We start from the raw sequence: 23,017 nt of genomic DNA, 5'->3' as shown, positions 1-23,017 counted from the left end.
CAATTCCATTAGGCCGCTTTGAAGCGAGCAGTCGCCGGGTCAGCGTTATAGAAACGGACGAATTCTTCGGTCCTGCAGGACAGGTCGTTAACGCTGTCGATAATGAACTGAACCGTCTCCTCGCTCATCAGATATGAAAAGTTCAGGCGAACCCAACCTGGTTTTTTCATCTCTTCCCCAGCGGTCAATGCGGTGTGCAGGTTTTCCGAGGTTGAGCGGTCAATTCCCAACAAACGATGGGCATAGGGACCTGCGCAAGCACATCCGCCCCGCGCTTGAATGCCGTAAATATCGCTAAGCATCCGAGTGAACAGCTGCTGATGAACCGGTTGTCCCGATTGGTCACGAACAAGGAACGAAAATATTGGCAAACGATGAGAGTTTTCAATACCTAGCAAGGTCAAATGCGGGTTATCCCCCCACCCGGCCAACGCCATTTCGTTGTATTTGGCTTCGCGACTTGCGATTTCGTCTGTGCCTACAACGTCCTTAACGATAAAGGCCAAGGCAGCGCGAATATCACCGATTACATTCGGGGTGCCGGCTTCTTCACGTGTGGCCAAATCTTCGCTGTAGTCATGGCGCCATGGCGAGACAAAACTGACTGTGCCGCCTCCTGGCCAACTGGGGCTGGTGCGTTTCACGGTTTTTTCGCTGACAATCAGTATACCAGAAGCGCCAGGGCCTCCGGGGAACTTGTGAGGGGACACAACGACCGCATCTTTACGCGCTGAGCCGCTTCCCATGTCTAAAGGCAAATACGGTCCACCCCCCGCATAATCCCAAACTGACAACGCTCCGTACGATTTAAGCAACCTGGTAACAGGATCGGGATTTGTGACAATCCCCGTAACGTTCGACGCTGCCGAGAACGACCCAATCACCAAATCTGAATCCGCGTGATCTACCAATGCTTGTTCAAGTGACACCAAGTCAGGCCCACCATCTGCACCTTCTGGAATTTCGACGACCCGCGCCTTGCTTTCACGCCAGGGTAAAATGTTTGAATGATGTTCATACGGACCGATCAAGACAACCGGCCGGTCAGCCTCTTCCACTCCCATCAAGCTGACCAGCCGGTTGAGTCCCGCCGTGGCGCCCGAACCGGTGAAAATCACCGCGTCCTCTCCCCTTGCGCCGACGATACGGGCTATTTCTGCGCGCGCTTCACGGCGCAATCGCGTCATGTAAGAACCGCAATAGGAGGCCTCGGTGTGGCTGTTGGCGTAGAACGGCAAGACCTGTTGGGATATAAAGTCTTCGACTTGCCGCAATGCACGACCCGAAGCGACATAATCCGCGTAGACAAGCGGCACGTCCCCATGCAGACCAGGGATAAGAACGTTCTCACCAATCAAACCATCACACAGTTCAGAATTGCGAACGGCGGCTTGGATATCTGCACGAAACTTGGACAAATTCATTGCGTTGGCTCCTTTTGCAACACCAATGTGATTGATGGAGGGCCCATAATCATCACAAATTTTTGCCTGTTCGTTACGAAATTTGTGTCATATGATTAAGAATGGCCAAGAACATAGATCATATTGACACACGCATCTTAAAAGAGCTTCAAAAAGACGCGACTCTTTCGCAGCGTGAATTGGCCGATCGGGTCGGGCTTTCGCAGAATGCATGCTGGCGGCGACTCAAAATGTTAAACGACTATGGTGTTCTGCAGGGGTCAACAGCCCGGATAGCGCGTGAGAAGCTGGGGTTGTCCCTTGTCGTGTTTGTAATGCTTCGCACACGCCACCATTCTGCGGAATGGCTTCAGGCCTTCCGCAGTCACGTTCTAACAATTCCCGAAGTGGTCGATTTCCACCGGATTGGGGGCGATTATGACTACCAGCTTAAGGTGGTAACGCAGGATATGGCGTCCTACGACAAGGTTTACCAACGTTTGATCGAAAAGGTCGAACTGGACAGCGTGACCTCGTATTTCGCCATGGAGGCTATCGCCGAAGGGCGCCCTTTGCCAATCTAGGACCGACCGCTAAATCGGTCCAAAACGTTTCGCGTGATCATTTCGACCTGAAAATCTTTTCGGGCTAGCCCCATAACCCATTCACACGTAGCTGCATTGAAAATTTCACCTTTGCCGCGTTGCCAGTGGACCATGACTCCGTTACCCCTCAGGGCCGTATCGTAAGTTTCCGGGGTAAGCGAACCGTACATTGCTCGCGCCTTCCATTCCGCATCACTTTTGCCGATATATAGCGTTTCGCCGGTAACACCGTGATCTGTTTCGGCGTTTGTACCCAGACCCAATCCAATGATCTCGATATTCGTTGAGGCGCCGTCTTTACCGGTAGCGAAAGGCAAACCATCTCGGATCACGTGATCCAGCCCATCCACCTCATAGCCATAAATCCGCGAACTGGCGCCCAGAACATCGCCATACCCCAAGTGGGCGCCGTTCAAAGCCCAGTGACCGGGTCGGTATATTGTGAACCCCCCGCTCCCGCGTCCAACGCAATTGCCGAGGCCTGCATATACACCCTTTGAACCGTTGGCTCCGAAAGTTTGCGCACCAGGCCAATTCACCTCTGGTTGCTCCCAAGCTCCAGTCAGAAGATGGCTGTCATTAGTATCCCTGACAGGATCGGTTTCAGTTGCGATGTATTTGTAGCAGATTTGGGTACGTCCGTATTCCTCAAGACGAATCTGCCACAGAAAATTCCCAGCAAAACGCGCAACATGTCCGCCATTTTCGACATAAGTGTCGATGGCCAGTCGCATCTCGCGACTCCAATATTCGTCATGCCCCACACATACGACACATTCGTAGCCGTCAAGTAATTCTGGATCGTCGTGCAAATCGTGCAAAGTCGCGTAATCGAGTGTATAGCCCTGAGTCTCAGCCCACTTTGCGAAATGACGTTCGTAGCTTGCCCAACCAGCCGATGCGTATTTCTTGGAATACCCATAAGCGTACGCCCATTCCATGTAAGGGTATCGAACCATGTCGCCTACTCTTGGCGGAGCTTCCGGCAAGGCTCGTGGTGCGCCAGTGGGCAGCCAACAAAATCCCCGCGACCAAGGACGCTGTGACGAAAGTATAGGCGAAAATTGTTTTCCGTCTGCGCCGGTAATGCCTTCGTAGGCATTTGATCCCCCCCAGCAATTGTAGGCAACCCAGGTTCCGGTTGCGCACAACAAAAGGATCGGTGCTTGTTTCGTCGCCTGCGCACGTCGGACAAGAATAAGGTGGTGTTCTTGAACTTCTGCAGCTCCCTTTCGTCCAGTCAATTTGAATAGATAGCCGCCAGGTTTCCAATCAAGTGGAATTTCAAAACTGTAAGCCGTCGGCCAATCGCAACCCTTGACCGAGCAGTCCTCAGGCGTTTCGTGAAACACGCCGGGTAAGTTTTGAACCGTCAAAACCGACTGGAGTTTACCTCCATCCCTTGAAATTTCCATATCCCAGGTTTCTGCCGTGGTGCTAACACGCAAACCGACAGTTTCACCCGGTTCGTAACTGAAACGTTCTGTATAAGCCCAAATCTCAAGAATACTCGCGTCGCGTGCCGGTCCGATGTAATAGTTGTCCAGGATATGTCTGGCTCGCGCTCGTGAACGTGGCGAGGGGCAAGATTCCTTGGCGTTTGTTTCGTCCGACACACGAGTCCCTTCTTTGAGTTGTTTTTCAAACTGTCCAAGGGCTATTTGTTGATTGCAAGAAAAAAGGCCGCGCTAAATGCGCGGCCTTTGCAATAACTCGGTTTGCGAAGATTAGTTCTTGGCGTAAAATTCGACGACGAGGTTTGGCTCCATCATAACCGGGTAGGGAACGTCGCCGAAACCGGGAGTGCGCACAAAAGTCGCGGTCATTTTCGAATGGTCAGCCTCGATATAATCAGGCACATCACGCTCAGCCAGTGCAGCGGCCTCTAAAACGATTGCCAGTTGCTTAGAACGATCACGTACCTCAATCACGTCACCTTCTTTGACGCGGTAGCTGGGAATGTTCACCCGCTTGCCGTTCACTTTAACATGACCGTGGTTCACGAACTGACGTGCAGCAAACACTGTCGGTACGAACTTGGCGCGGTAAACGACCGCGTCTAGGCGGCGCTCCAGCAGGCCGATCAGGTTTTCACCAGTATCGCCCTTTACACGCTCGGCTTCGGCATAGATACGGCGGAATTGTTTTTCGGTCAGATCGCCGTAGTAACCCTTCAGCTTTTGCTTTGCGCGAAGCTGCAGGCCAAAGTCAGACAGCTTACCCTTGCGGCGCTGCCCGTGCTGGCCCGGACCATACTCACGGCGGTTGATTGGGGATTTCGGACGACCCCAGATGTTTTCACCCATCCGGCGGTCAATTTTGTACTTGGCAGACGTGCGTTTGGTCACGGCTGATCTCCTTCGCAAAGTCGAGGCCAGTGTTGGCCACTATGAAGGGCGTTGTCCTCTTGGGATTTCCCATGACAGGCATCCCCTTGCGGGGGCCACCAACACCAATGAAGCCGCGCTTATATATGTGCAATCGCTAGAGTCAACACGGCAAATCGGACCTGAACAGAATATTTACTTCCAATCAGCACACGAGGAATGTCAGGTTACTTGGCCAACGTCTCAGCCAGTTGGTCAAAATACTCGGGCTCGGCCTGAACAGCAACGGCCGGCACAGGAAAAGCAACGACGGTATCGTCAGTTCGTTCGAACGCCGAAGGCTTGGCGGCCAGAGTGACCGAACTTATCCAAAATTCCTCATCTCGCGGTGGGCATCCGTTTTCAAACATTAATACCAACCTGTCGTCACCATGTATCCAAATCAAATCCGCGGAAAAACTTTGCGCGCCATTCAAGAGCTCGAGGCTTGCATAAACCCTTGTCGCAATCACCGGCCGCGTAGCCGCGGAAACCTGTGCATTCAACATGTTTGTTTCTTGAAATCGATGGCTCTGGTAGCCCATATCAGCATCTGACAAGTAGTCGACGATGAAACCCCTCCAGGACCATGCAACCCCAACGCATAAATGGGATAAGGGTGCAGCCTCTAGCCCATCCAGTTCAGTTTGTGACCAATATACCGCTACTCGACCGTTTTGACCGGTTCTCATCTGTCTGCCCGCACTTTTGAACATCCCACCTGTAACGTGTTCTGTCTATCAATGGTGGCGTTGGCAGAAAAGAGAACAAAATACAGCATTCACGAACGTGTTGCATTCGAGTCAATCAAGGCACATAGGTGCCTTGATACGGGTTGCTAAATCTTGGGTGTCAACCACATTTGGAATGGCCGCAACTGCGACACGTCATACAACCTTCGATCATCACCATGTCATATTGACCGCAGGACGGGCAGGCTTTGCCGCGCGGGGCGTCGATGTTCACGACTTGGGCTTGTGGATCGGCCTTTAACCCCATTCCTTCGCCTTCCAGAAAGCCGATATTGATCATGTGTTGTTCAATGACGCCACCAATCGCAGCCAAGATCGAGGGGATGTATTTCCCTTGTACCCATGCACCGCCACGCGGGTCGAAAACTGCCTTCAACTCTTCCACCACGAACGAAACGTCTCCGCCCCGACGAAACACAGCCGAAATCATTCGGGTCAATGCCAGCGTCCACGCGTAGTGTTCCATGTTCTTCGAATTTATGAACACCTCGAAGGGGCGTCGACGGCCACCAATCACGATGTCATTGATAGTTAGATAGATCGCGTGCTCACTATCCGGCCACTTTAACTTGTATGTCGATCCCTCCAGAGACTGAGGGCGGTCCAGCGGCTCTGACATGTAGATAACTTCGCCACCATCTACGTCATGCGGTGCATTGGCGCTTTCTCCGGGAACTTTATCCTCGCTTTCTGAAACGGTCAGCACAGAGCCGGTCACGTCATTTGGACGATATGTCGTGCAGCCTTTGCAACCTTGGTCCCAAGCCTGCATATAGACATCTTTGAAGGCATCAAAACTGATATCTTCGGGACAGTTGATCGTCTTAGAAATCGAGCTGTCGATCCACTTTTGCGCAGCGGCTTGCATCTTGACGTGGTCGGCTGGGGGCAGTGTTTGCGCATTGACGAAATAGTCCGGCAACTCAACATCGCCGAACTTGTCCCGCCACATCTGCACCGCGTAGTCCACCACTTCTTCTTCAGTGCGCGACCCATCCTTTTGCAATACTTTGCGGGTGTAGGCATACGCAAAGACAGGTTCAATTCCCGACGAAACATTCCCTGCATAAAGCGAGATCGTCCCAGTCGGAGCAATCGAAGTCAGCAGTGCGTTACGAATGCCGTGTTCACGGATCGCTTCGCGCACGTCTTCGTCCATCTGCTGCATCGTGCCACTGGCCAGATACTTCTCGGCATCGAATAAGGGGAAAGCCCCTTTTTCCTTGGCTAATTCCACCGACGCCAAATACGCCGCGCGGGCGATTGCGTGCAGCCATGTCTCGGTCTGATGCGCCGCTTCGTCCGATCCATATCGCAGACCCAACATCAACAAAGCATCAGCCAGACCGGTTACGCCTAAACCGATACGGCGTTTGTCCTGCGCTTCCGCCTCTTGTTCCACCAAAGGGAACTTGGACGCATCCACCACATTATCCATCATGCGTACGGCTGTGGCCACCAATTGCTGCAGAGCGGTTTCGTCCAGATGCGCTGCGGCCTCGAATGGTTCTGCTACCAGCCGTGCCAGATTGATCGAACCAAGCAAGCAAGCACCATACGGCGGCAACGGCTGCTCGCCACATGGATTGGTTGCCGCAATGGTCTCTACATAATTCAGATTGTTGGCTTGATTGATCCTGTCGATGAAGATCACTCCAGGCTCGGCATAGTCATATGTCGCCTGCATAATCTTGTTCCATAAGTCGCGTGCCTGAACGGTGTGATAAACTTTGCCATCAAAAACCAGTTCCCAAGGACCGTCTGCTTTGACTGCCTCCATGAACGGATCGGTCACCAGAACCGACATGTTGAACATGCGCAGACGGGCCGGATCGGATTTGGCCGTTATAAAATGTTCGATGTCTGGATGATCACAACGCATAGTAGCCATCATCGCGCCACGGCGCGATCCGGCGGACATAATCGTTCGGCACATTGCGTCCCAAACGTCCATAAAGCTCAGCGGTCCCGAAGCATCCGCTGCGACCCCTTTTACATCTGCTCCCCGAGGGCGGATGGTCGAAAAATCGTATCCAATCCCGCCACCCTGTTGCATGGTTAAAGCAGCCTCTTTCAACATATCGAAAATTCCGCCCATGCTGTCCGGAATTGTGCCCATCACGAAACAGTTGAACAGAGTCACCTGACGCGCGGTACCCGCACCTGCAGTGATGCGTCCGGCCGGCAGGTATTTGAAATCTTCCAGCGCCTCATAGAATTTTTCTTCCCAATGTTCCGGGTCTTTTTCCACTCGCGCCAAATCCCGAGCGATGCGCCGCCAACTGTCTTCGACTGTTAGATCAATGGGCGTTCCATCCGCCTTCTTGAAACGGTATTTCATGTCCCAGATCTGCTCGGCGATGGGGGCGGCAAAGCGGCTCATTGGTGATTCCTTGTCTTGAAAGAGAAATACAGGATACCCTAAATCGCACCCTTACCACAACACCTTGATGACAGCGTTCATCAAGCTACAATATGAAGATGGGCTTAGGGACGACTCTGTGGGAAAGCTGTGGATAAGTACGTAAATCTCATAAAACTATCTGTCGGATCAGAGAGTGTTGACACGCTGATGGCTTGGCAGGACAGCCGTAAGCCTCTTTACCCAGACGGTTTACCGCGCCACGTAACCCGCATGTGGCCCAAGCGCGAATCCGAGATTCTTAATGGCGGATCAATCTATTGGGTGATCAAAGGCACTGTCCAGTGCCGTCAACGCATACTTCGTTTGGACGAGGTCAGGGGCGACGATGGTATCCGCCGTTGCGCGATCATTCTTGACCCCAAGATACACCGCACTCAAAACGCATTGAAGCGACCGTTTCAGGGCTGGCGTTACCTCAAACCTGAAGACACGCCTGCCGACCTTCCCAAGTCCAGATCAACAGACGATACCTTGCCGGATGACTTGAACCGCGCACTTGCCGAGATCGGTGTTCTCTAACCTGATTTCAGCCGATCCAAAAATTCCGACAGAAACGCCTTTTGTTGCGGTGTGTACGTCGCTTCGCGACTGCGCCACAACGTCGCTTGCGATTTAAGGACAAGGCCATCCGACAGTATTTTCAAGTGGTTGGCCCGCAAAGTCTCCCCAGTCGAGGTGATATCAGCTATCGCTTCGGCAGTTTCATTCACCACGGTGCCCTCAGTCGCGCCTTGACTGTCGACTAAAGCGTAATCAGCTACACCCGCATCGGTCAGAAATTCACGAACCAACCGATGGTACTTAGTAGCGATCCTCAATCGGTGCCCATGTGTCTTGCGAAACGCAGCAGCCACAGCATCCAGATCATCCAAAGTGTCCACGTCGACCCAACAAGCAGGGGCGGCGATGACCAAATCAGCCCTGCCAAAGCCAAGTCGGGAAATTTCTTCAACCTGTTGTTCCCAGCGCGGCAGTTTTTCCTGCACCAAGTCGATCCCAGTTACACCTAGATGAATTCGCCCCGCCGCCAATTCGCGGGGAATCTCACCTGCGGACAACAGGATCAGCGAGACACCTTCGATCCCTTCAACACGACCAGCATATTCCCGATCCGAGCCGCTTCGCGATAAAGTAATGCCGCGCTTTTCGAACCACGAAAACGTTTTTTCCATCAACCTGCCTTTGGAAGGAACGCCAAGTTTCAGGCTCATTGCGTAGCCTCCTCGATCTCCAGCATCAGATCTGGACGCAGAACGCCACCAACTGCCGGGATTTCAGCTCCGTTTCCTAACAGCCGCGTCAGCGCATCATAACGCCCACCGGTCGCAATAGGCGGCAGATCGGGGCGACCCTCGGCATAGAAACCAAAGACGAACCCGTCATAATACTCCATGGATGTCCGGCCATACGCGGCCTCAAAATCCAACCGCTCGACATCGACACCCCGCGTCTGCAAGGCAGCTACCCGATCCTCCAGCCGATCAAGAGCTGGGGCAATCTGGGGTAAGTCCACGGCAACATCCCGCAGCTGCTCCAGTGCAAAGGGCATGGTTTCACGTACATTCAAAAGTGTCTCCAGCCCCGCCAACTCTGTGTCGGTGATCGGAGGCGTTTCGCGGTCTTCGCGAAGCGCGTCAATCCTCGCTTCGATTTCCGAAGCGCGTCGTTTTCCAATCATTGGCACGCCAATATCCAACGGGCCTTTGGCGTCCAACAGAGCGTCGCGACCCTCGGGTCCGGGTTTTCGACCAGCAAACCGTTCGATCAATAGCCGAAACCGACGAGGGCGCCACAGATGCCGCATAAGCGCCGCCTTGCGCCGTTCAGTCGTTTTCATACCTTGAACCGCAGCCGTAAGGATACCGATGTCACCAGTTGCGGCCCGCAACGGCAAACCGCTAAGTTGCAGCGCAAAAAGTGAGAAAACTTCTGCGTCGGCGCCCGCTGGATTGTCTCGGTCAAATACCTCGTACCCAACCTGAACATATTCATTGGATCGTTCGGGGTCGTGCTCCTGACGTCGAAAAACCTCGCCTGAGTAAGTGTAGCGCGCTGGCTCGGCTCCATTGGCCATGTGCATTTGCACGACAGGCAAGGTGAAATCAGGGCGTAGCATTTGTTCGCCCCGCAACGCGTCCGAGGTCACATAGGCCCGTGCACGGATGTCTTCGCCGTAAAGATCAAGCAAGGTTTCTGCCGGTTGCAGCAAGGGCGGGTCAACGATCTGGGCGCCTGCGGCCTCAAAACGGACACGCATCATCGCAGCGCGGGTCAGTATCTGGGAACGGCTGGGCATAGATCAGTCCTGACTGTCCAGAATTTCACGCACCTTGGCGATTAGATCGCCGCGTGGCACTTCGAACTGGCTGGGGCGTTCTTTCCATTCTTGCACTGTCGCGCTTTCTGCAATCTTGGCGCCAAGAATCAAATCTTTGATCTGCACGACACCTTTCGCTTTTTCATCGCCACCCTCGATCACCGCGATTGGTGAGTTTCGCTTGTCTGCATACTTCAGTTGATTGCCAAAGTTCTTTGGGTTGCCCAGATAAACTTCTGCTCGAATGTCGGCGTTGCGCAGTTCAGCCACCATTGTCTGGTAATCGGCCATTCGATCACGATCCATGACGGTCACAATTACCGGGCCCTTGGCTTGAGTATGGATACGGCCTTTTTCGCGTAAAGCCGCCAACAGACGATCCACCCCGATGGAGATGCCAGTTGCAGGAACTTCCTGCCCGGTAAAGCGCTTTACCAAGTCATCGTAGCGACCACCACCAGCGACAGAGCCAAATTGTCGCTTGCGGCCTTTTTCGTCAAAAATCTCGAAGGTCAGCTCGGCTTCGTAAACCGGACCGGTGTAGTAGCCCAAACCTCTGACTACAGACGGGTCAATTTCAACCCGGTCAGAGCTATATCCACCTGCTTCCAGTAGCGCGCCTATTTGCTCAAGTTCAAGAATACCATCTGTACCAATTTTGCTGTCCCCGACGGCCTCGCGAAGGTTTGTCAAAGTTTGGGCTGTATCAACTGCCTTTGATGTAAGAAACGCGATGACCGGCTCGGCTTGATCTTCGCTTAGGCCTACGCCATCGATGAATGCGCCTGAGGTGTCCAGGCGTCCCGTTGTCAACAACTCGCGAACACCTTTTTCGCCCACCTTGTCGAACTTGTCGATGGTGCGTAGGACGTTGTTCCGTGCAGAAGCATCTTCTCCAAGACCCATCGCCTCAAGCACGCCATTAAGAACCTTTCGGTTGTTCACTCGCACAAGGTAATCACCACGGGGAATGCCCACTGTCTCAAGAGTGTCCGACAGCATCGCACAGATCTCGGCATCTGCTGCCATTGATGCCGTGCCGACAGTATCAGCATCACATTGATAAAACTGACGATACCGTCCCGGTCCCGGTTTTTCATTTCGCCAGACTGGCCCCATAGCGTAACGACGATAAGGCGTTGGCAGGTCGTTGCGGTGCTGCGCATACACTCGCGCCAAGGGAGCGGTCAGATCGTAGCGAAGGGCCATCCAGTCGCCCTTGTCGTTTTCATCCACTTCCTGCCAAGCAAACACGCCCTCATTTGGACGATCAACATCCGGAAGGAACTTGCCCAGCGCTTCAACCGTTTCGACTGCGCTGCTTTCAAGCGCATCGAAACCATAATGATGATAGACACCCGCAATATTCCGCAGCATCTCGGTGCGTTGCGTTACTTCCTCGCCGAAATAGTCTCGGAACCCTTTCGGCGTGATCGCCTTTGGGCGGGGCTGTTTCTTGGGCTTGGCCATATGGGGCGTCCTCGGGCGTGTAGTGTTCCGCGCGCGGTCTATCCCATGGCCTGTGCCGGGGCAAGCATGGTGCTTGCTTTCTGTTGTTAAGGGCTTGTAGGGCAACTATGACCCGCGCCACTAACAGGAGCCGCAATGCAACATCTGGAAGAACAGATCGCCCATCTATCCCGCACTGTCGAAGAACTGAACACGATTGTTACTCGCCAGCAGGACGAGATCGACCGCCTGACCCGCCGGGTCGAGATGTTGATGCAGCGAGAGGCTGAACGCGCGCAAGAGGGATCGGGAGGCGTCGTATTAGGAGACGAACGTCCCCCACATTATTGAGTTGGTTTCCGCAGCCAAAGAACCAAAAAGAAAACCTCGGCCTTTCATTACTGACGGCAATACCAAAAATTTAAAGTTTTTACCTCAATAGTTCTATTCCAGATTGCGCAGCGTCCTGAAGCCCCTTTTCGTGCTTGGGCAGATCATCGGAAACCTGTACCCAGGGCAGGCGCTCTGACCAGAAAATATGGGCAGTCGGCTTGCACAGATTGGTGTCCTCAAGTGTTGCAGCATATAAATGAACCTCCTCCGGAAACACTTCGGTTTCAAAGGACGCAGGCGCACCACATTCGCTGCAGAAACTACGCATCACCTTAGGCGAAGACTTGAAAAATGACCTTGGTCCTGACCACGTCAGCCCCGAGCGCAGAACACCGAACCAACTTACATAATCGGAAGAGGCGGCGCGGCGGCAATCTTCACAATGGCAGATTGCACTCCAAAGCATTTCGTTAACAGACTGCCAGGTCAGTGAACCACAGAAACAACGACCTGCAATTTTCGGCATAACGAAATTTCCAAAATAATGTTCTGTTTAAGCATTGGCATCACGATAAACACGCTGTTTTGTGGATGCATCCGGCCTGCATAGTTTTTTCACAAACCCAGCGTTGTCTTTACCGCGTTGTCAACAACCCCGCCAAGCAGAGCGTCCTTGTCCTCTGCACATCCTTCTGTCAAAGCAGTCAAAAATGCCTCGCGCAATTTGGCGTTTTCTTCATCCGAACTGGCGTGATCCTCGATGTTGACTTGACGATTGTACAACGACAGCGCTGTCATCTTACCTACCACTTCCAGAACGTACTCATCGTTCCCGTCGGCCTCCTCAATGACAGAGGCACAGGTGTGGTACATGACCGGCAGAGCCTCTTTCATCATTTGTTCGGCTTCCTCATCAGCCAGGGCAAAGTTTGAGCCGGCAAACAGGGCAGCGGTGGCAATTAACTGAATGGACTTCAAATTCATCGCTATTCCTCCGTCTACTTGGCATTGGCACCGATTAATGCGCCAACCACCGCACCCGCGGCGGCCCCCTTGCCATCGCCTACCAAAGCTCCGACCCCAGCACCGATCAACGCGCCTTTGACAGTGTTTTCTTTCTTTTTATCGTCCGCCAGTCCGGCCGTAGCCGTGGCCAAACCCAGCAACACAGTCGCAGCAAATGCAAACTTGCCGATTTTGAGAGCTGCAATCGTCATTTAAACGTCCTCCCGTGACATAACCCAAGAAATCTTGACGCTCCAAGCCTAGCGGGGCGGTAACCTTCTGGCAACAAAGCAAAGCCTCAGATCTCTTCAACGGTTATCACGCCATCAAGGGATTTTATCGCGCCCTTAATCTGCGGATTGATTGGGAAATCCTGCCCCAACTCCATTTCGACATCCCAGGGCAGGCTTGGATCCATCAGGCACAATTGAATCGGCCCTTTGGACGCGCCTTTGGCGGCACTGGTGGCATCTTCGAGCACCCTTGCAACCGTTGATAAAACTTGCGCCTCGTCAACAAATATCCTCAACCCGGTCGATCCTGCATCTGCCACGACTGAGTCTGCTGGCCCAACGGAACGACCCAGAAGTTTCAGTTGGTCAGCTTCCATTGTTGCCTCGGCGGTAAGCACCACCTGAGCGCCCGTCTCCAAGAATTCGCGCGATTTCTCCAGCGTTTCCGAAAACAAGGTAACCTCGTAGGCTCCGGAAGGGTCAGAGAGTTGCGCAAAAGCAAACCTGTTGCCACGCGCGGATTTCCTTTCCTGCCGCCCAGCTACCACTCCTGCCATCTTGGCGATCAAGGGTCCAGACCGCGCCCTTTCGGTTACCTCATCCAGGGTCAGCACCTGCTTTCGCTTCAAAGCCGGCATATAGTCATCCAACGGATGACCAGAGAGGTAGAACCCGATGGCTTTAAATTCCTCACTCAGACGTTCACCCGGCAACCAGTCCGGGCTGAGAGACAGACGCGGTTCAGGCAAATCATCTCCAGCTTCGCCAAACAACGAAACTTGGTTTGAGTGTTTCTGGTCATGTATCGCCGCAGAATATTGTGCCAGCTGATCAATGCTTTCGAACACCCGACGGCGGTTTATGTCCAGCTCGTCAAATGCACCCGCTCGGGCCAGCATCTCCAGTGGGCGCTTGCCAACTTTCTTAAGGTCGACGCGTCGAGCGAAATCGAAAAGGTTTACAAATGGTTTATCTCCTCTTCCATCGGTGACTAGGTTCATCGCCTCTACACCCACGTTTTTGAGTGCGCCCAGCGCATAAACCAAGTGACCATTCGCGACGTCAAAAGTAGATTGCGAGCGGTTTACGCATGGAGGCACGTAAGGCAGATCCAGCCCCTTGCGAACTTCTTCAAAATAAACCGCCAGTTTGTCGGTCAGGTGGATATCGCAGTTCATGACGCCCGCCATGAACTCGACTGGGTGGTTCGCCTTTAACCAGCCGGTTTGATAGCTGACCACAGCGTAGGCGGCAGCGTGGGATTTGTTGAAACCGTAGTTCGCGAATTTCTCGAGCAAATCGAAGACTTCGCTGGCCTTTTTGGCGTCCACGCCATTTTCGCCCGCGCCCTTTTCGAATTTCGGACGCTCGGCGTCCATCGCCTCTTTTATCTTCTTACCCATTGCCCTTCGCAACAGGTCTGCCCCTCCTAACGAGTACCCGGCCATAACCTGCGCGATCTGCATCACCTGCTCCTGATAAACAATGATGCCTTGCGTTTCCTCGAGTATGTTATCGATCAAAGGATGCACGGATTCGATCGGACGGAGCCCGTTCTTAACCTCACAATAAGTCGGAATGTTCTCCATCGGGCCGGGTCGGTAGAGCGCCACAAGGGCAACAATATCCTCGATGCAAGTGGGTTTCATGCGCTTTAGCGCATCCATCATTCCGGTAGATTCCACCTGGAAAACCGCAACCGTCCTGGCCGCTGAGTACAGCTTGTAAGTGGCCTCGTCATCCAGTGGAATAGCGTTGATCTGGTTCTCTGCGCCTTCGGCTGGTTCATACAGTCGAGTACCGTCTGCAGCTATATGAAGGTCCCGCCCGGATTTGAATATCAGCTCCATCGCATTCTGAATCACTGTCAGGGTCTTCAGCCCAAGAAAGTCGAACTTTACCAGCCCGGCTTGTTCAACCCATTTCATGTTGAATTGAGTTGCTGGCATATCCGACCTTGGATCTTGATAAAGCGGGACCAGAGCGTCCAATGGACGGTCTCCGATCACAACACCTGCGGCGTGCGTCGAAGCATTCCGCAAAAGCCCCTCGACCTGCTGGCCATAGTTGAGCAGTCGCTCTACGACCTCCTCACTTCGCGCCTCTTCGCGAAGGCGCGGCTCATCTTTCAATGCCTTTTCGATGGAAACTGGCTTAACGCCTTCAACCGGGATCATTTTTGATAATCGGTCCACCTGGCCATATGGCATCTGCAGGACTCGGCCGATGTCACGCACCGCGGCCTTGGATAGCAACGCACCAAATGTGATGATCTGTCCGACTTTGTCGCGTCCATATTTCTCTTGCACGTACCGGATCACCTCTTCGCGCCGGTCCATACAGAAATCGATATCGAAGTCGGGCATCGAAACCCGTTCAGGGTTCAGAAACCGTTCGAACAGCAGAGAATACCGTAGCGGATCCAAGTCCGTAATGGTCAGCGCATAAGCAACTAAAGAACCCGCGCCTGAGCCCCGTCCCGGCCCTACCGGAATGTCCTGATCCTTGGCCCATTGGATGAAGTCCGCAACAATCAGAAAATAACCCGGGAATCCCATGCCTTCAATGATGCCCAGTTCGAAATCCAGCCGCTCTTGGTATTCTTCGGGGGTCACGGCATGCGGAATCACGGCCAGCCGTTTTTGCAAGCCCTCATTGGCAATTCGGCGCAGCTCTGACACTTCGTCATCTGCGAATTTCGGCAGGATCGGGTCGCGGCGATATGCCATGAAAGCGCACCGTTTTGCGATCTCAACCGTGTTTTCGATGGCTTCTGGCAAATCTGCGAACAGAGTCACCATCTCTTGCGGGGACTTGAAATAATGTTGTGCAGTAAGGCGACGACGGCCATCCTGCTGATCGACATAAGCGCCTTCGGCGATGCAGATTAGCGCGTCATGCGCCTCGTACATATCCGAAGTCGGAAAATAAACGTCGTTAGTGGCGACAAGCGGCAGGTTTTTGGCATACGCCATCTCGACATGGCCGCGCTCGGTCAGGCGTTCTGCTTCGGGTTGTCCACCTTCTCCCGGATGGCGCTGAAGTTCGATATACAGACGGTCGGGAAACATTGCCGCCAACCGATCGATCAAAACCTCTGCTACAGCACGTTGACCTTGTTGCAACAGCTTCCCAACCGGGCCGTCGGGTCCACCTGACAAACAAATCAAACCTGCCGAATGCGCGGCAAGTTCATCTATGGTCACCTGCGGTAGTTGCCCGCCCTTGTCGACATAAAGACATGAGCTGAGCTTCATCAGGTTTTCATACCCGGCCTCTGATTGCGCCAACAAAATTAACGGCGCTGGTCCCTTTGGCTTTTCTCCCGGCTGAGCCTTAACGTATTCCAAGTCAACCTGGCATCCCATGATGGGCTGCACGCCTGCACCGCTGGCGGTGACCGAAAATTCCAGTGCTGAAAACATGCTGTTGGTGTCCGTCACTGCGACGGCTGGCATGTCCATCTGCTCGCAAAGGGCCGGCAGTTTTTTCAGGCGAACGGCACCTTCAAGCAGGGAATATTCGGTATGTACTCGAAGATGAATGAATCGGGGATTGCTGCTCATGACTGCCAAGCTATCGCAGCCGAGCCTTGGGCAAAAGCGAGAACAGAGGCATTTGAATGCCTAATAATGCGTCGACAATTCTTCGGCTTTTTCAGAAGGTGTTTCGATAATCAATCAGTGATCCCAGAAAAATTGTTTATTTTTAGACATTTAAATGAGTTTCGCTCGCCGATCAAATTTTTTGCTGCGCACAATGGTACACATATTAGGCAGTTTTTCTTGCAAGCTAATAGGTGCTGTTTCTAACATCTGACAGCATACTATACGCCCGCCGCTCTTTCTACGTCGCATCGAAGGAGGGCACCAATGGGCGCAACTGGGTAAGGCGACAGGTTTCACGTATGAATATCACGTTTCTTCTAAACGGGGAGACAGTGGCGTTGAAGGACGTTGATCCGACCGCGACCTTGTTGGACTGGCTGCGTGACGATTGCGGCCTTACCGGAACAAAAGAAGGCTGCAACGAAGGCGACTGCGGCGCATGTACCGTTATGGTTACTGACGAGGACGGCGCCAGGGCGTTGAATTCCTGTATCCTGTTCTTGCCGCAACTGCATGGCAAAGCGGTACGTACGGTCGAAGGCGCGACCGGACCAAATGGCGAGATGCATCCGGCACAGCAGGCGATGGTTGACTTTCACGGTTCGCAATGCGGTTTCTGTACGCCTGGCTTCGTGATGTCGATGGTGGCAAGCCATGCCAATGGCGCAACTGATCACGACACGCAGCTTGCCGGCAACTTATGCAGGTGTACCGGATACGCCCCTATCGTTCGTGCGGCAGAGTCCGTCGAAGATCAACCGGTTCCTGTCTGGGTAAGGGATGCACCGATTGCAACAGAGGCGGCGTCACCAAATTTACCTGAGTCATCGGATGAATTAGCCGCAATTTACGAAAGGCACCCTAGTGCCACACTGATTGCAGGTGCAACAGACGTTGGTCTTTGGGTAACTAAACAGCTACGTGAATTGGACCCAGTGATATTTCTGAACCGTTGCGATGACCTGAAAGAGATTCTCGTCACAGATGATGAGGTACACTTCGGCGCGATGGTCGACATGAATCGAATGAGCGAAGCGTTGACCGAGCTCCACCCGTCCTATGCCGAGATGATCCGCCGCTACGCCAGCGTTCAGGTTCGACACGCGGCAACGATCGGCGGCAATATCGCCAACGGCTCACCCATCGGGGACAATCCGCCCGCACTAATTGCGCTTGGCGCAACACTACACTTGCGGAAAGGCAATACACGCCGCTCTGTTGTGCTGGAGGATTTCTTTATCGACTACGGCAAACAGGATCGCGCACTTGGTGAATTTGTTGAAGCTGTCAGCTTTCCACGTCAGGCGGACCGATTGAAATGCTACAAACTCAGCAAGCGGTTTGATCAGGATATTTCTGCTGTTTGCGGGTGTTTCAACGTCGTTGTTGAAAATGGAACGGTCACGCAAGCACGCATAGCATTCGGTGGTATGGCGGGCATTCCGAAAAGAGCGGGAACGGTCGAAGCAGAATTGGTTGACCAACCATGGTCACAGAAAACGATCGAGAAAGCGAAGCTTGCTTTCGACAAGGATTTCACGCCAATGACCGACATGCGGGCCTCGGCGTCTTACCGACTGGACTCGGCCAAAGCGATGCTGGAAAGGTATTTTCGAGAAGATCATGGCGAATTGACCAACGTGTTGGAGGTTTCAGCATGAGTGTCGCAAGCCCTATGCCTCATGACGCCGCACCTCTGCATGTTACTGGTACCGCCCGGTATGTGGACGATATTCCAACACCTAAGGGAACGTTGCATTTGGCCTTTGGTCTTAGCTCGATTCCAAAGGGCAGGATCACATCTATGGATCTAACTGACGTGAAGGCAGCCGATGGGGTGGTCATGGTGTTGGCTGCCGACGATTTGCCATTTGCCAACGATGTCTCACCCTCAATCCATGATGAGCCGCTGCTGTCGGACGGTGTGATCAACTACATCGGACAGCCGATTTTTCTTGTAGTCGCATCTAGCCATCAGGCGGCGCGCAAGGCCGCACGTTTGGGCAATGTTCACTACGCTGAGGAAACGCCGATCCTTACTGTAGAAGAGGCCTTGGCGGCCGACAGCCGGTTTGAAGAAGGTCCGCGCATTTATGCTAAGGGTGATGCGGAAACAGCAATCGCAAATGCACACTGTTTGGTAGAAGACACTTTCGAAATTGGCGGTCAGGAGCATTTCTATCTGGAAGGTCAGGCCGCGTTGGCCTTACCCAACGAAGGCGACATGCTGGTGCATTCCTCAACCCAGCACCCCACAGAAATCCAGCATAAGGTCGCAGATGCTCTGGGCGTCCCGATGAATGCCGTCCGCGTAGAAACCCGCCGCATGGGCGGAGGGTTCGGAGGAAAGGAAAGTCAGGGAAACGCCTTGGCCGTAGCATGCGCCGTGGCGGCCAAGGCGACCGGCAAGGCCTGCAAGATGCGATATGACCGCGATGATGACATGATCATCACCGGCAAACGCCACGCTTTTCGCATTTCTTATCGTGCTGGATTTGATAAGGATGGACACATTCAGGGCGTCTTATTCCTGCATTACGCGATGTGCGGTTGGGCACAAGATCTGTCCCTGCCCGTCGCGGACCGTGCAATGCTTCATTCAGACAATGCTTATCTGTTGCCCCACGCACGGATCGAAAGCCATCGGTTGAAAACCAACACACAGTCCGCGACTGCCTTTCGCGGCTTCGGTGGTCCGCAAGGTATGGTCGGGATCGAGCGCGTAATGGATCACGCGGCATTTGAGTTGGGAATCGACCCGGTGGAACTGCGCCGTCGGAACTATTACGAGCCTGCGCACAGGACCGAAGATCGCGAACCTGACGAAGAACCTCTGAACCATCCGGACCCGCACGAGGATCTAACGAGTCGAGGTGCAGTTGAAACCGGTGCAAACCCTACGAGACCTTTACCCTCGGGCGGGAACACCACGCCTTATGGCATGGAAGTCAGTGACTTTGTTTTGCACGAGATGACTGATGCTCTGTTGAAGTCCAGCGACTATTTCGCCCGCAAAGCCGCCATAGCGAAATGGAATGCCGAAAACAACGTGATCAAAAAGGGTATCGCCTTTTCACCAGTCAAATTTGGGATTTCTTTTACACTGACTCACCTTAACCAGGCGGGTGCGCTGGTACATGTATATCAGGACGGCTCGGTTCACCTGAACCACGGCGGTACCGAAATGGGTCAGGGCTTGTTTCAAAAAGTGGCGCAGGTTGCGGCCTCACGCTTTGGAATCCCACTGGAAATGGTGAAGATTACGGCTACCGACACGGCGAAAGTGCCGAACACATCGGCGACCGCTGCATCCTCGGGCAGCGACCTGAATGGAATGGCGGTGAAGGCGGCTTGCGATACAATCCGCGATCGTATGGCGATTTATTTAGCCGAGCGCCATCAGGCCGATCCGACAAGTGTCATATTTGCAGATGGTCACGTAGAGATTGGTAAGAACCGTTACAGTTTCGCCGAAGCTGCGGCGATGGTTTATCAGGGGCGCGTTAGTCTTTCGGCAACGGGGTACTATAAAACGCCCAAGATTGAATGGGATCGGATCAAGGGCCAGGGCCGACCGTTTTACTACTTTGCTTACGGAGCAGCCGTCACCGAAGTGGCAATTGACACATTGACCGGAGAAAACCGCATATTGCGCACCGACATCTTGCATGATGCTGGCGCATCGCTGAACCCGGCGATTGATATCGGGCAAGTTGAAGGCGGTTATGTTCAGGGCGCAGGGTGGTTGACGACCGAGGAACTGGTCTGGGATGACAGGGGCAACTTGCGCACTCACGCACCGTCAACGTATAAGATCCCCGCCTGTTCTGATCGGCCTGACATATTCAATGTGGCCCTTTGGAACGGCAAAAACCGCGAGGAAACGATTTATCGCTCAAAAGCAGTAGGCGAACCACCCTTTATGTTGGGAATATCCGCGTGGCTTGCGCTGTCGAATGCAGTTGGAGCCTGTGGGGATAAATATCCTGCATTAAATGCCCCTGCTACGGCCGAAGAAGTCTGGCGCGGCATCAAATTTACAAGGGGCAACCCAGATGGGATTTGATCTGCAAGCTCTTGAACAGGCAGTAAAAGCACACGGAAAAGTGGTCCGTGTTGTTATCGCTGCAATCAAAGGATCCTCGCCACGTGACGTCGGCACAGCGATGCTCGTATGGGACGACGGACAATCCGGCACCATCGGAGGCGGAACACTGGAGTTTCAGGCGGCGCAGTCGGCCAGATTGCAAACCGTTCCTTCCCGCCTAACGCAACACGCGCTCGGACCTGATCTTGGCCAATGCTGCGGTGGCGCTGTGACGCTACTTAGCGAAGTATACGACTTAGCCACGCTTCGGACACTTGAAGACAATATTATCGCCCGGTCCACCAAGAGCGATGAAATGCCTATGTCTGTGAAGCGGTTAATGGCCACGGCACGAGGTCAAGGCGTAACGCCAGAACCGCAAATCGTCGATGGCTGGATGATCGAACCGGTGCACAATCCCACCCGCAATATCTGGATTTGGGGCGCAGGGCATGTGGGGCGTGCTCTTGTTGATGTCTTGTCGCCTATTCCTGAAATCGCAATTACCTGGGTAGACACAAATGTGGAGCGCTTTCCCGAAAATGTGCCCGAGAAAGTCACAGCCGTGACCGCATCGAAACCAGCAAATTTGGTGCGTCACGCTCCGCGCGATGCCGAGCATTTGGTGCTGACATATTCACATAACTTGGATTTCGAGTTGTGCAATCAGCTGTTGCTCAGTGGTTTTTGCTTTGCTGGCCTGATCGGCTCAGCTACGAAATGGGCGCGATTCCGTTCGCGGTTGGCGGCGCTGGGACACCCTCCTGAGCGGATCAGCCGGATCACCTGCCCAATTGGTGATCCGTCATTGGGTAAGCACCCTCAGATGATCGCCATTGGTGTAGCAGCCGATCTGCTGCGTCCGGCTCGGCAAAGCGCATTGAAAGAGGACCTGAGAGCATGACCATGCCTTTACTTAGCCTGCAGGATTTGACCAAAGCCTATCCTGGAGTCGTGGCCAATGATCATGTGACATTTAATATCGATGAGGGCGAGGTTCATGCCCTTCTGGGTGAAAATGGTGCCGGCAAATCGACTTTGGTTAAGATGATCTATGGGTTGGTTAAGCCGGACTCCGGCAAAATGATGCTGCGCGGACAACCCTTTATGCCACAAGAACCTCGTGCTGCGCGCGCTGACGGCATTGCGATGGTGTTCCAGCATTTCTCGTTGTTTGACGCGCTGAACGTGGCAGAAAATATTGCGTTGGGCATGGAAAACCCTCCGGCAATGAGTGATCTGGCATCACGTATTCGGGGCGTGTCCGAGACCTATGGCTTGCCGTTGGATCCTTACAGAACGGTTGGCGACCTTTCAGCAGGTGAACGGCAAAGGGTCGAGATCATCCGCTGCCTTTTGCAGGATCCCAAGTTGCTGATAATGGATGAACCGACCTCGGTTTTGACGCCACAAGAGGTCGAAATCTTGTTCGAAACGCTGAAGAAACTTCGATCGGAAGGAACCTCGATCTTGTACATCTCGCACAAACTCGAGGAAATTCGCGCGCTTTGTGACAATGCCACGATCCTTCGTTTGGGCAAGAATGTCGGTGAATGTGTGCCTGCTGAAACTTCTGCCAGGGAAATGGCCGAAATGATGGTTGGCGCGACGTTGCAAACGCCCCAACGAGCAGGGCGTGATTTCGGTGAGGTCGCACTGGATGTAAGCGGACTAACGGTTCCTTCGCCTTCAGATTTCGGAACGGCGCTGCAAAACGTCCATATGACGGTTCGCAAGGGCGAGATTTTGGGGATCGGCGGTGTTGCCGGCAATGGTCAGGACGAGTTGCTGGGCGTTTTGTCCGGCGAAATCCTTACAACCTCTGACGCGATCAAATTTAACGGACAGGCGATTGGCAAACTGGGGCCAACAGCGCGGCGCAAACTTGGTGTTTTGACTGCACCCGAGGAAAGATTGGGCCACGCGGCCGCGCCAGATATGAGCCTGATCGAAAACGCACTATTGACCGGATCCGTGCGCGAGAAGCTAGAAAATAATGGGTTTCTGAAGTGGACTGAGACCAAGGGCTTTGCCGAGAAAATAATCCAAGCCTTTGACGTTCGTACTCCCGGACCTGAGAACGCCGCCCGGTCGCTTTCTGGTGGGAACCTGCAGAAATTCGTTATAGGCCGCGAGGTCCTGCAGGATCCTGACGTCCTGGTCGTAAACCAGCCGACCTGGGGAGTGGACGCGGCGGCTGCCGCAGCCATCAGACAGGCAATTCTTGATCTGGCCGCCAAAGGCACCGCAGTGATTTGCATAAGCCAGGATTTGGACGAGTTGATGGAAATCGCCGACAGCTTTGCTGCACTAAACGAAGGACGGCTTAGCGCCCCGCGCCCCACTACAGGTCTGACGGTGGACGAGATTGGATTGATGATGGGTGGTGCTCATGGAATGGAGGTGGCCCATGTATGAAATATCGGTCCGCCTA

General features: G+C 53.6%; 19 protein-coding genes. 7 read left to right on the top strand and 12 right to left on the bottom strand.

Features of this window, described 5'->3' with window-relative positions; all coding sequences use genetic code 11:
* Positions 1-8: 8 nt before the first annotated feature.
* Complete coding sequence (locus GOV45_RS12775; protein WP_170478334.1) at positions 9-1,424, bottom strand: aminotransferase class V-fold PLP-dependent enzyme; 1,416 nt, start codon at positions 1,422-1,424, stop codon at positions 9-11.
* 101 nt (positions 1,425-1,525) lie between these two features.
* Between GOV45_RS12775 and GOV45_RS12770 the strand changes: the two genes are divergently transcribed.
* Positions 1,526-1,987, top strand: a complete 462-nt coding sequence (locus GOV45_RS12770; protein WP_170478331.1) for an Lrp/AsnC family transcriptional regulator — start codon at positions 1,526-1,528, stop codon at positions 1,985-1,987.
* On the opposite strand, the gene GOV45_RS12765 is transcribed toward GOV45_RS12770, so the two are convergent.
* From GOV45_RS12765 to GOV45_RS12750, 4 genes are all read right to left on the bottom strand, one after another.
* Positions 1,984-3,624 (bottom strand): N,N-dimethylformamidase beta subunit family domain-containing protein, encoded by a 1,641-nt coding sequence (locus tag GOV45_RS12765; protein WP_170478328.1) that lies wholly within the window; start codon positions 3,622-3,624, stop codon positions 1,984-1,986. The two genes, GOV45_RS12770 and GOV45_RS12765, sit on opposite strands and share 4 nt — an antisense overlap.
* 111 nt (positions 3,625-3,735) lie before the next feature.
* Entirely contained in the window at positions 3,736-4,356 is a 621-nt protein-coding gene (gene rpsD, locus GOV45_RS12760; RefSeq protein WP_170478325.1) for a 30S ribosomal protein S4, read from the bottom strand.
* Positions 4,357-4,562: 206 nt separating this feature from the next.
* Positions 4,563-5,066, bottom strand: a complete 504-nt coding sequence (locus tag GOV45_RS12755) for a hypothetical protein (protein ID WP_170478313.1) — start codon at positions 5,064-5,066, stop codon at positions 4,563-4,565.
* Positions 5,067-5,226: 160 nt separating this feature from the next.
* Positions 5,227-7,509: an adenosylcobalamin-dependent ribonucleoside-diphosphate reductase gene (locus GOV45_RS12750; protein ID WP_170478311.1), complete on the bottom strand. Its 2,283-nt coding sequence runs from the start codon at positions 7,507-7,509 to the stop codon at positions 5,227-5,229.
* 129 nt (positions 7,510-7,638) lie between these two features.
* Here GOV45_RS12750 and GOV45_RS12745 point away from each other — a divergent pair, with 129 nt between their 5' ends.
* Entirely contained in the window at positions 7,639-8,070 is a 432-nt protein-coding gene (locus GOV45_RS12745; protein ID WP_170478308.1) for a DUF1489 family protein, read from the top strand.
* Here the strand turns inward: GOV45_RS12745 and hisG are convergent.
* Genes hisG through hisS form a run of 3 tightly spaced genes read right to left on the bottom strand, consistent with a single transcriptional unit; the run spans position 8,067 to position 11,338 of the window.
* Complete coding sequence (gene hisG / locus GOV45_RS12740; RefSeq protein ID WP_170478306.1) at positions 8,067-8,762, bottom strand: ATP phosphoribosyltransferase; 696 nt, start codon at positions 8,760-8,762, stop codon at positions 8,067-8,069. The two genes, GOV45_RS12745 and hisG, sit on opposite strands and share 4 nt — an antisense overlap.
* On the bottom strand, positions 8,759-9,847 hold the full coding sequence (locus GOV45_RS12735) for an ATP phosphoribosyltransferase regulatory subunit (protein WP_170478304.1): 1,089 nt from the start codon (positions 9,845-9,847) through the stop codon (positions 8,759-8,761). Before GOV45_RS12735 ends, hisG begins: the two co-directional genes overlap by 4 nt.
* 3 nt (positions 9,848-9,850) lie before the next feature.
* Positions 9,851-11,338: a histidine--tRNA ligase gene (gene hisS / locus GOV45_RS12730; RefSeq protein WP_170478302.1), complete on the bottom strand. Its 1,488-nt coding sequence runs from the start codon at positions 11,336-11,338 to the stop codon at positions 9,851-9,853.
* A gap of 135 nt (positions 11,339-11,473) precedes the next feature.
* Between hisS and GOV45_RS12725 the strand changes: the two genes are divergently transcribed.
* Complete coding sequence (locus GOV45_RS12725; protein ID WP_170478299.1) at positions 11,474-11,668, top strand: SlyX family protein; 195 nt, start codon at positions 11,474-11,476, stop codon at positions 11,666-11,668.
* A 79-nt stretch (positions 11,669-11,747) separates the two neighbouring features.
* On the opposite strand, the gene GOV45_RS12720 is transcribed toward GOV45_RS12725, so the two are convergent.
* From GOV45_RS12720 to dnaE, 4 genes are all read right to left on the bottom strand, one after another.
* Complete coding sequence (locus GOV45_RS12720; RefSeq protein ID WP_170478296.1) at positions 11,748-12,176, bottom strand: GFA family protein; 429 nt, start codon at positions 12,174-12,176, stop codon at positions 11,748-11,750.
* Positions 12,177-12,265: 89 nt separating this feature from the next.
* On the bottom strand, positions 12,266-12,634 hold the full coding sequence (locus GOV45_RS12715) for a hypothetical protein (RefSeq protein WP_170478293.1): 369 nt from the start codon (positions 12,632-12,634) through the stop codon (positions 12,266-12,268).
* A 14-nt stretch (positions 12,635-12,648) separates the two neighbouring features.
* The gene (locus tag GOV45_RS12710) at positions 12,649-12,867 is read right to left on the bottom strand and encodes a hypothetical protein (protein ID WP_170478291.1); all 219 of its coding nucleotides are present in this window, start codon (positions 12,865-12,867) and stop codon (positions 12,649-12,651) included.
* 86 nt (positions 12,868-12,953) lie between these two features.
* Positions 12,954-16,454: a DNA polymerase III subunit alpha gene (gene dnaE, locus GOV45_RS12705; RefSeq protein WP_170478288.1), complete on the bottom strand. Its 3,501-nt coding sequence runs from the start codon at positions 16,452-16,454 to the stop codon at positions 12,954-12,956.
* Positions 16,455-16,795: 341 nt separating this feature from the next.
* Here dnaE and xdhA point away from each other — a divergent pair, with 341 nt between their 5' ends.
* From xdhA to GOV45_RS12685, 4 genes are read left to right on the top strand one after another with little or no spacing between them, the layout of a single operon-like run.
* On the top strand, positions 16,796-18,157 hold the full coding sequence (gene xdhA, locus GOV45_RS12700; RefSeq protein WP_170479029.1) for a xanthine dehydrogenase small subunit: 1,362 nt from the start codon (positions 16,796-16,798) through the stop codon (positions 18,155-18,157).
* Positions 18,154-20,562, top strand: coding sequence for a xanthine dehydrogenase molybdopterin binding subunit (gene xdhB, locus GOV45_RS12695; RefSeq protein WP_170478286.1), 2,409 nt, complete (start codon positions 18,154-18,156; stop codon positions 20,560-20,562). Before xdhA ends, xdhB begins: the two co-directional genes overlap by 4 nt.
* The gene (gene xdhC / locus GOV45_RS12690; RefSeq protein WP_170478284.1) at positions 20,552-21,487 is read left to right on the top strand and encodes a xanthine dehydrogenase accessory protein XdhC; all 936 of its coding nucleotides are present in this window, start codon (positions 20,552-20,554) and stop codon (positions 21,485-21,487) included. The genes xdhB and xdhC overlap by 11 nt, the downstream gene beginning before the upstream one ends.
* A complete protein-coding gene (locus GOV45_RS12685) occupies positions 21,484-23,001 on the top strand; it encodes an ABC transporter ATP-binding protein (protein ID WP_170478281.1) in 1,518 nt (505 codons plus the stop codon). Before xdhC ends, GOV45_RS12685 begins: the two co-directional genes overlap by 4 nt.
* Positions 23,002-23,017 lie beyond the last annotated feature (16 nt).

It is taken from the genome of Ruegeria arenilitoris, assembly GCF_013035425.1.
In the GTDB taxonomy this organism is placed as follows: Bacteria; Pseudomonadota; Alphaproteobacteria; order Rhodobacterales; family Rhodobacteraceae; genus Ruegeria; species Ruegeria arenilitoris_A.
This window is presented reverse-complemented; position numbering and strand designations above follow the sequence as displayed.

What these genes read in the sequence shown, in the direction of transcription:
- GOV45_RS12775 (WP_170478334.1), bottom strand. Translation starts at nt 1,424, where the DNA reads ATGAATTTGTCCAAGTTTCGTGCAGATATCCAAGCCGCCGTTCGCAAT.
- GOV45_RS12770 (WP_170478331.1), top strand. Translation starts at nt 1,526, where the DNA reads ATGGCCAAGAACATAGATCATATTGACACACGCATCTTAAAAGAGCTT.
- GOV45_RS12755 (WP_170478313.1), bottom strand. Translation starts at nt 5,066, where the DNA reads ATGAGAACCGGTCAAAACGGTCGAGTAGCGGTATATTGGTCACAAACT.
- GOV45_RS12750 (WP_170478311.1), bottom strand. Translation starts at nt 7,509, where the DNA reads ATGAGCCGCTTTGCCGCCCCCATCGCCGAGCAGATCTGGGACATGAAA.
- hisG (WP_170478306.1), bottom strand. Translation starts at nt 8,762, where the DNA reads ATGAGCCTGAAACTTGGCGTTCCTTCCAAAGGCAGGTTGATGGAAAAA.
- GOV45_RS12735 (WP_170478304.1), bottom strand. Translation starts at nt 9,847, where the DNA reads ATGCCCAGCCGTTCCCAGATACTGACCCGCGCTGCGATGATGCGTGTC.
- hisS (WP_170478302.1), bottom strand. Translation starts at nt 11,338, where the DNA reads ATGGCCAAGCCCAAGAAACAGCCCCGCCCAAAGGCGATCACGCCGAAA.
- GOV45_RS12725 (WP_170478299.1), top strand. Translation starts at nt 11,474, where the DNA reads ATGCAACATCTGGAAGAACAGATCGCCCATCTATCCCGCACTGTCGAA.
- GOV45_RS12720 (WP_170478296.1), bottom strand. Translation starts at nt 12,176, where the DNA reads ATGCCGAAAATTGCAGGTCGTTGTTTCTGTGGTTCACTGACCTGGCAG.
- GOV45_RS12715 (WP_170478293.1), bottom strand. Translation starts at nt 12,634, where the DNA reads ATGAATTTGAAGTCCATTCAGTTAATTGCCACCGCTGCCCTGTTTGCC.
- GOV45_RS12710 (WP_170478291.1), bottom strand. Translation starts at nt 12,867, where the DNA reads ATGACGATTGCAGCTCTCAAAATCGGCAAGTTTGCATTTGCTGCGACT.
- dnaE (WP_170478288.1), bottom strand. Translation starts at nt 16,454, where the DNA reads ATGAGCAGCAATCCCCGATTCATTCATCTTCGAGTACATACCGAATAT.
- xdhA (WP_170479029.1), top strand. Translation starts at nt 16,796, where the DNA reads ATGAATATCACGTTTCTTCTAAACGGGGAGACAGTGGCGTTGAAGGAC.
- xdhB (WP_170478286.1), top strand. Translation starts at nt 18,154, where the DNA reads ATGAGTGTCGCAAGCCCTATGCCTCATGACGCCGCACCTCTGCATGTT.
- xdhC (WP_170478284.1), top strand. Translation starts at nt 20,552, where the DNA reads ATGGGATTTGATCTGCAAGCTCTTGAACAGGCAGTAAAAGCACACGGA.
- GOV45_RS12685 (WP_170478281.1), top strand. Translation starts at nt 21,484, where the DNA reads ATGACCATGCCTTTACTTAGCCTGCAGGATTTGACCAAAGCCTATCCT.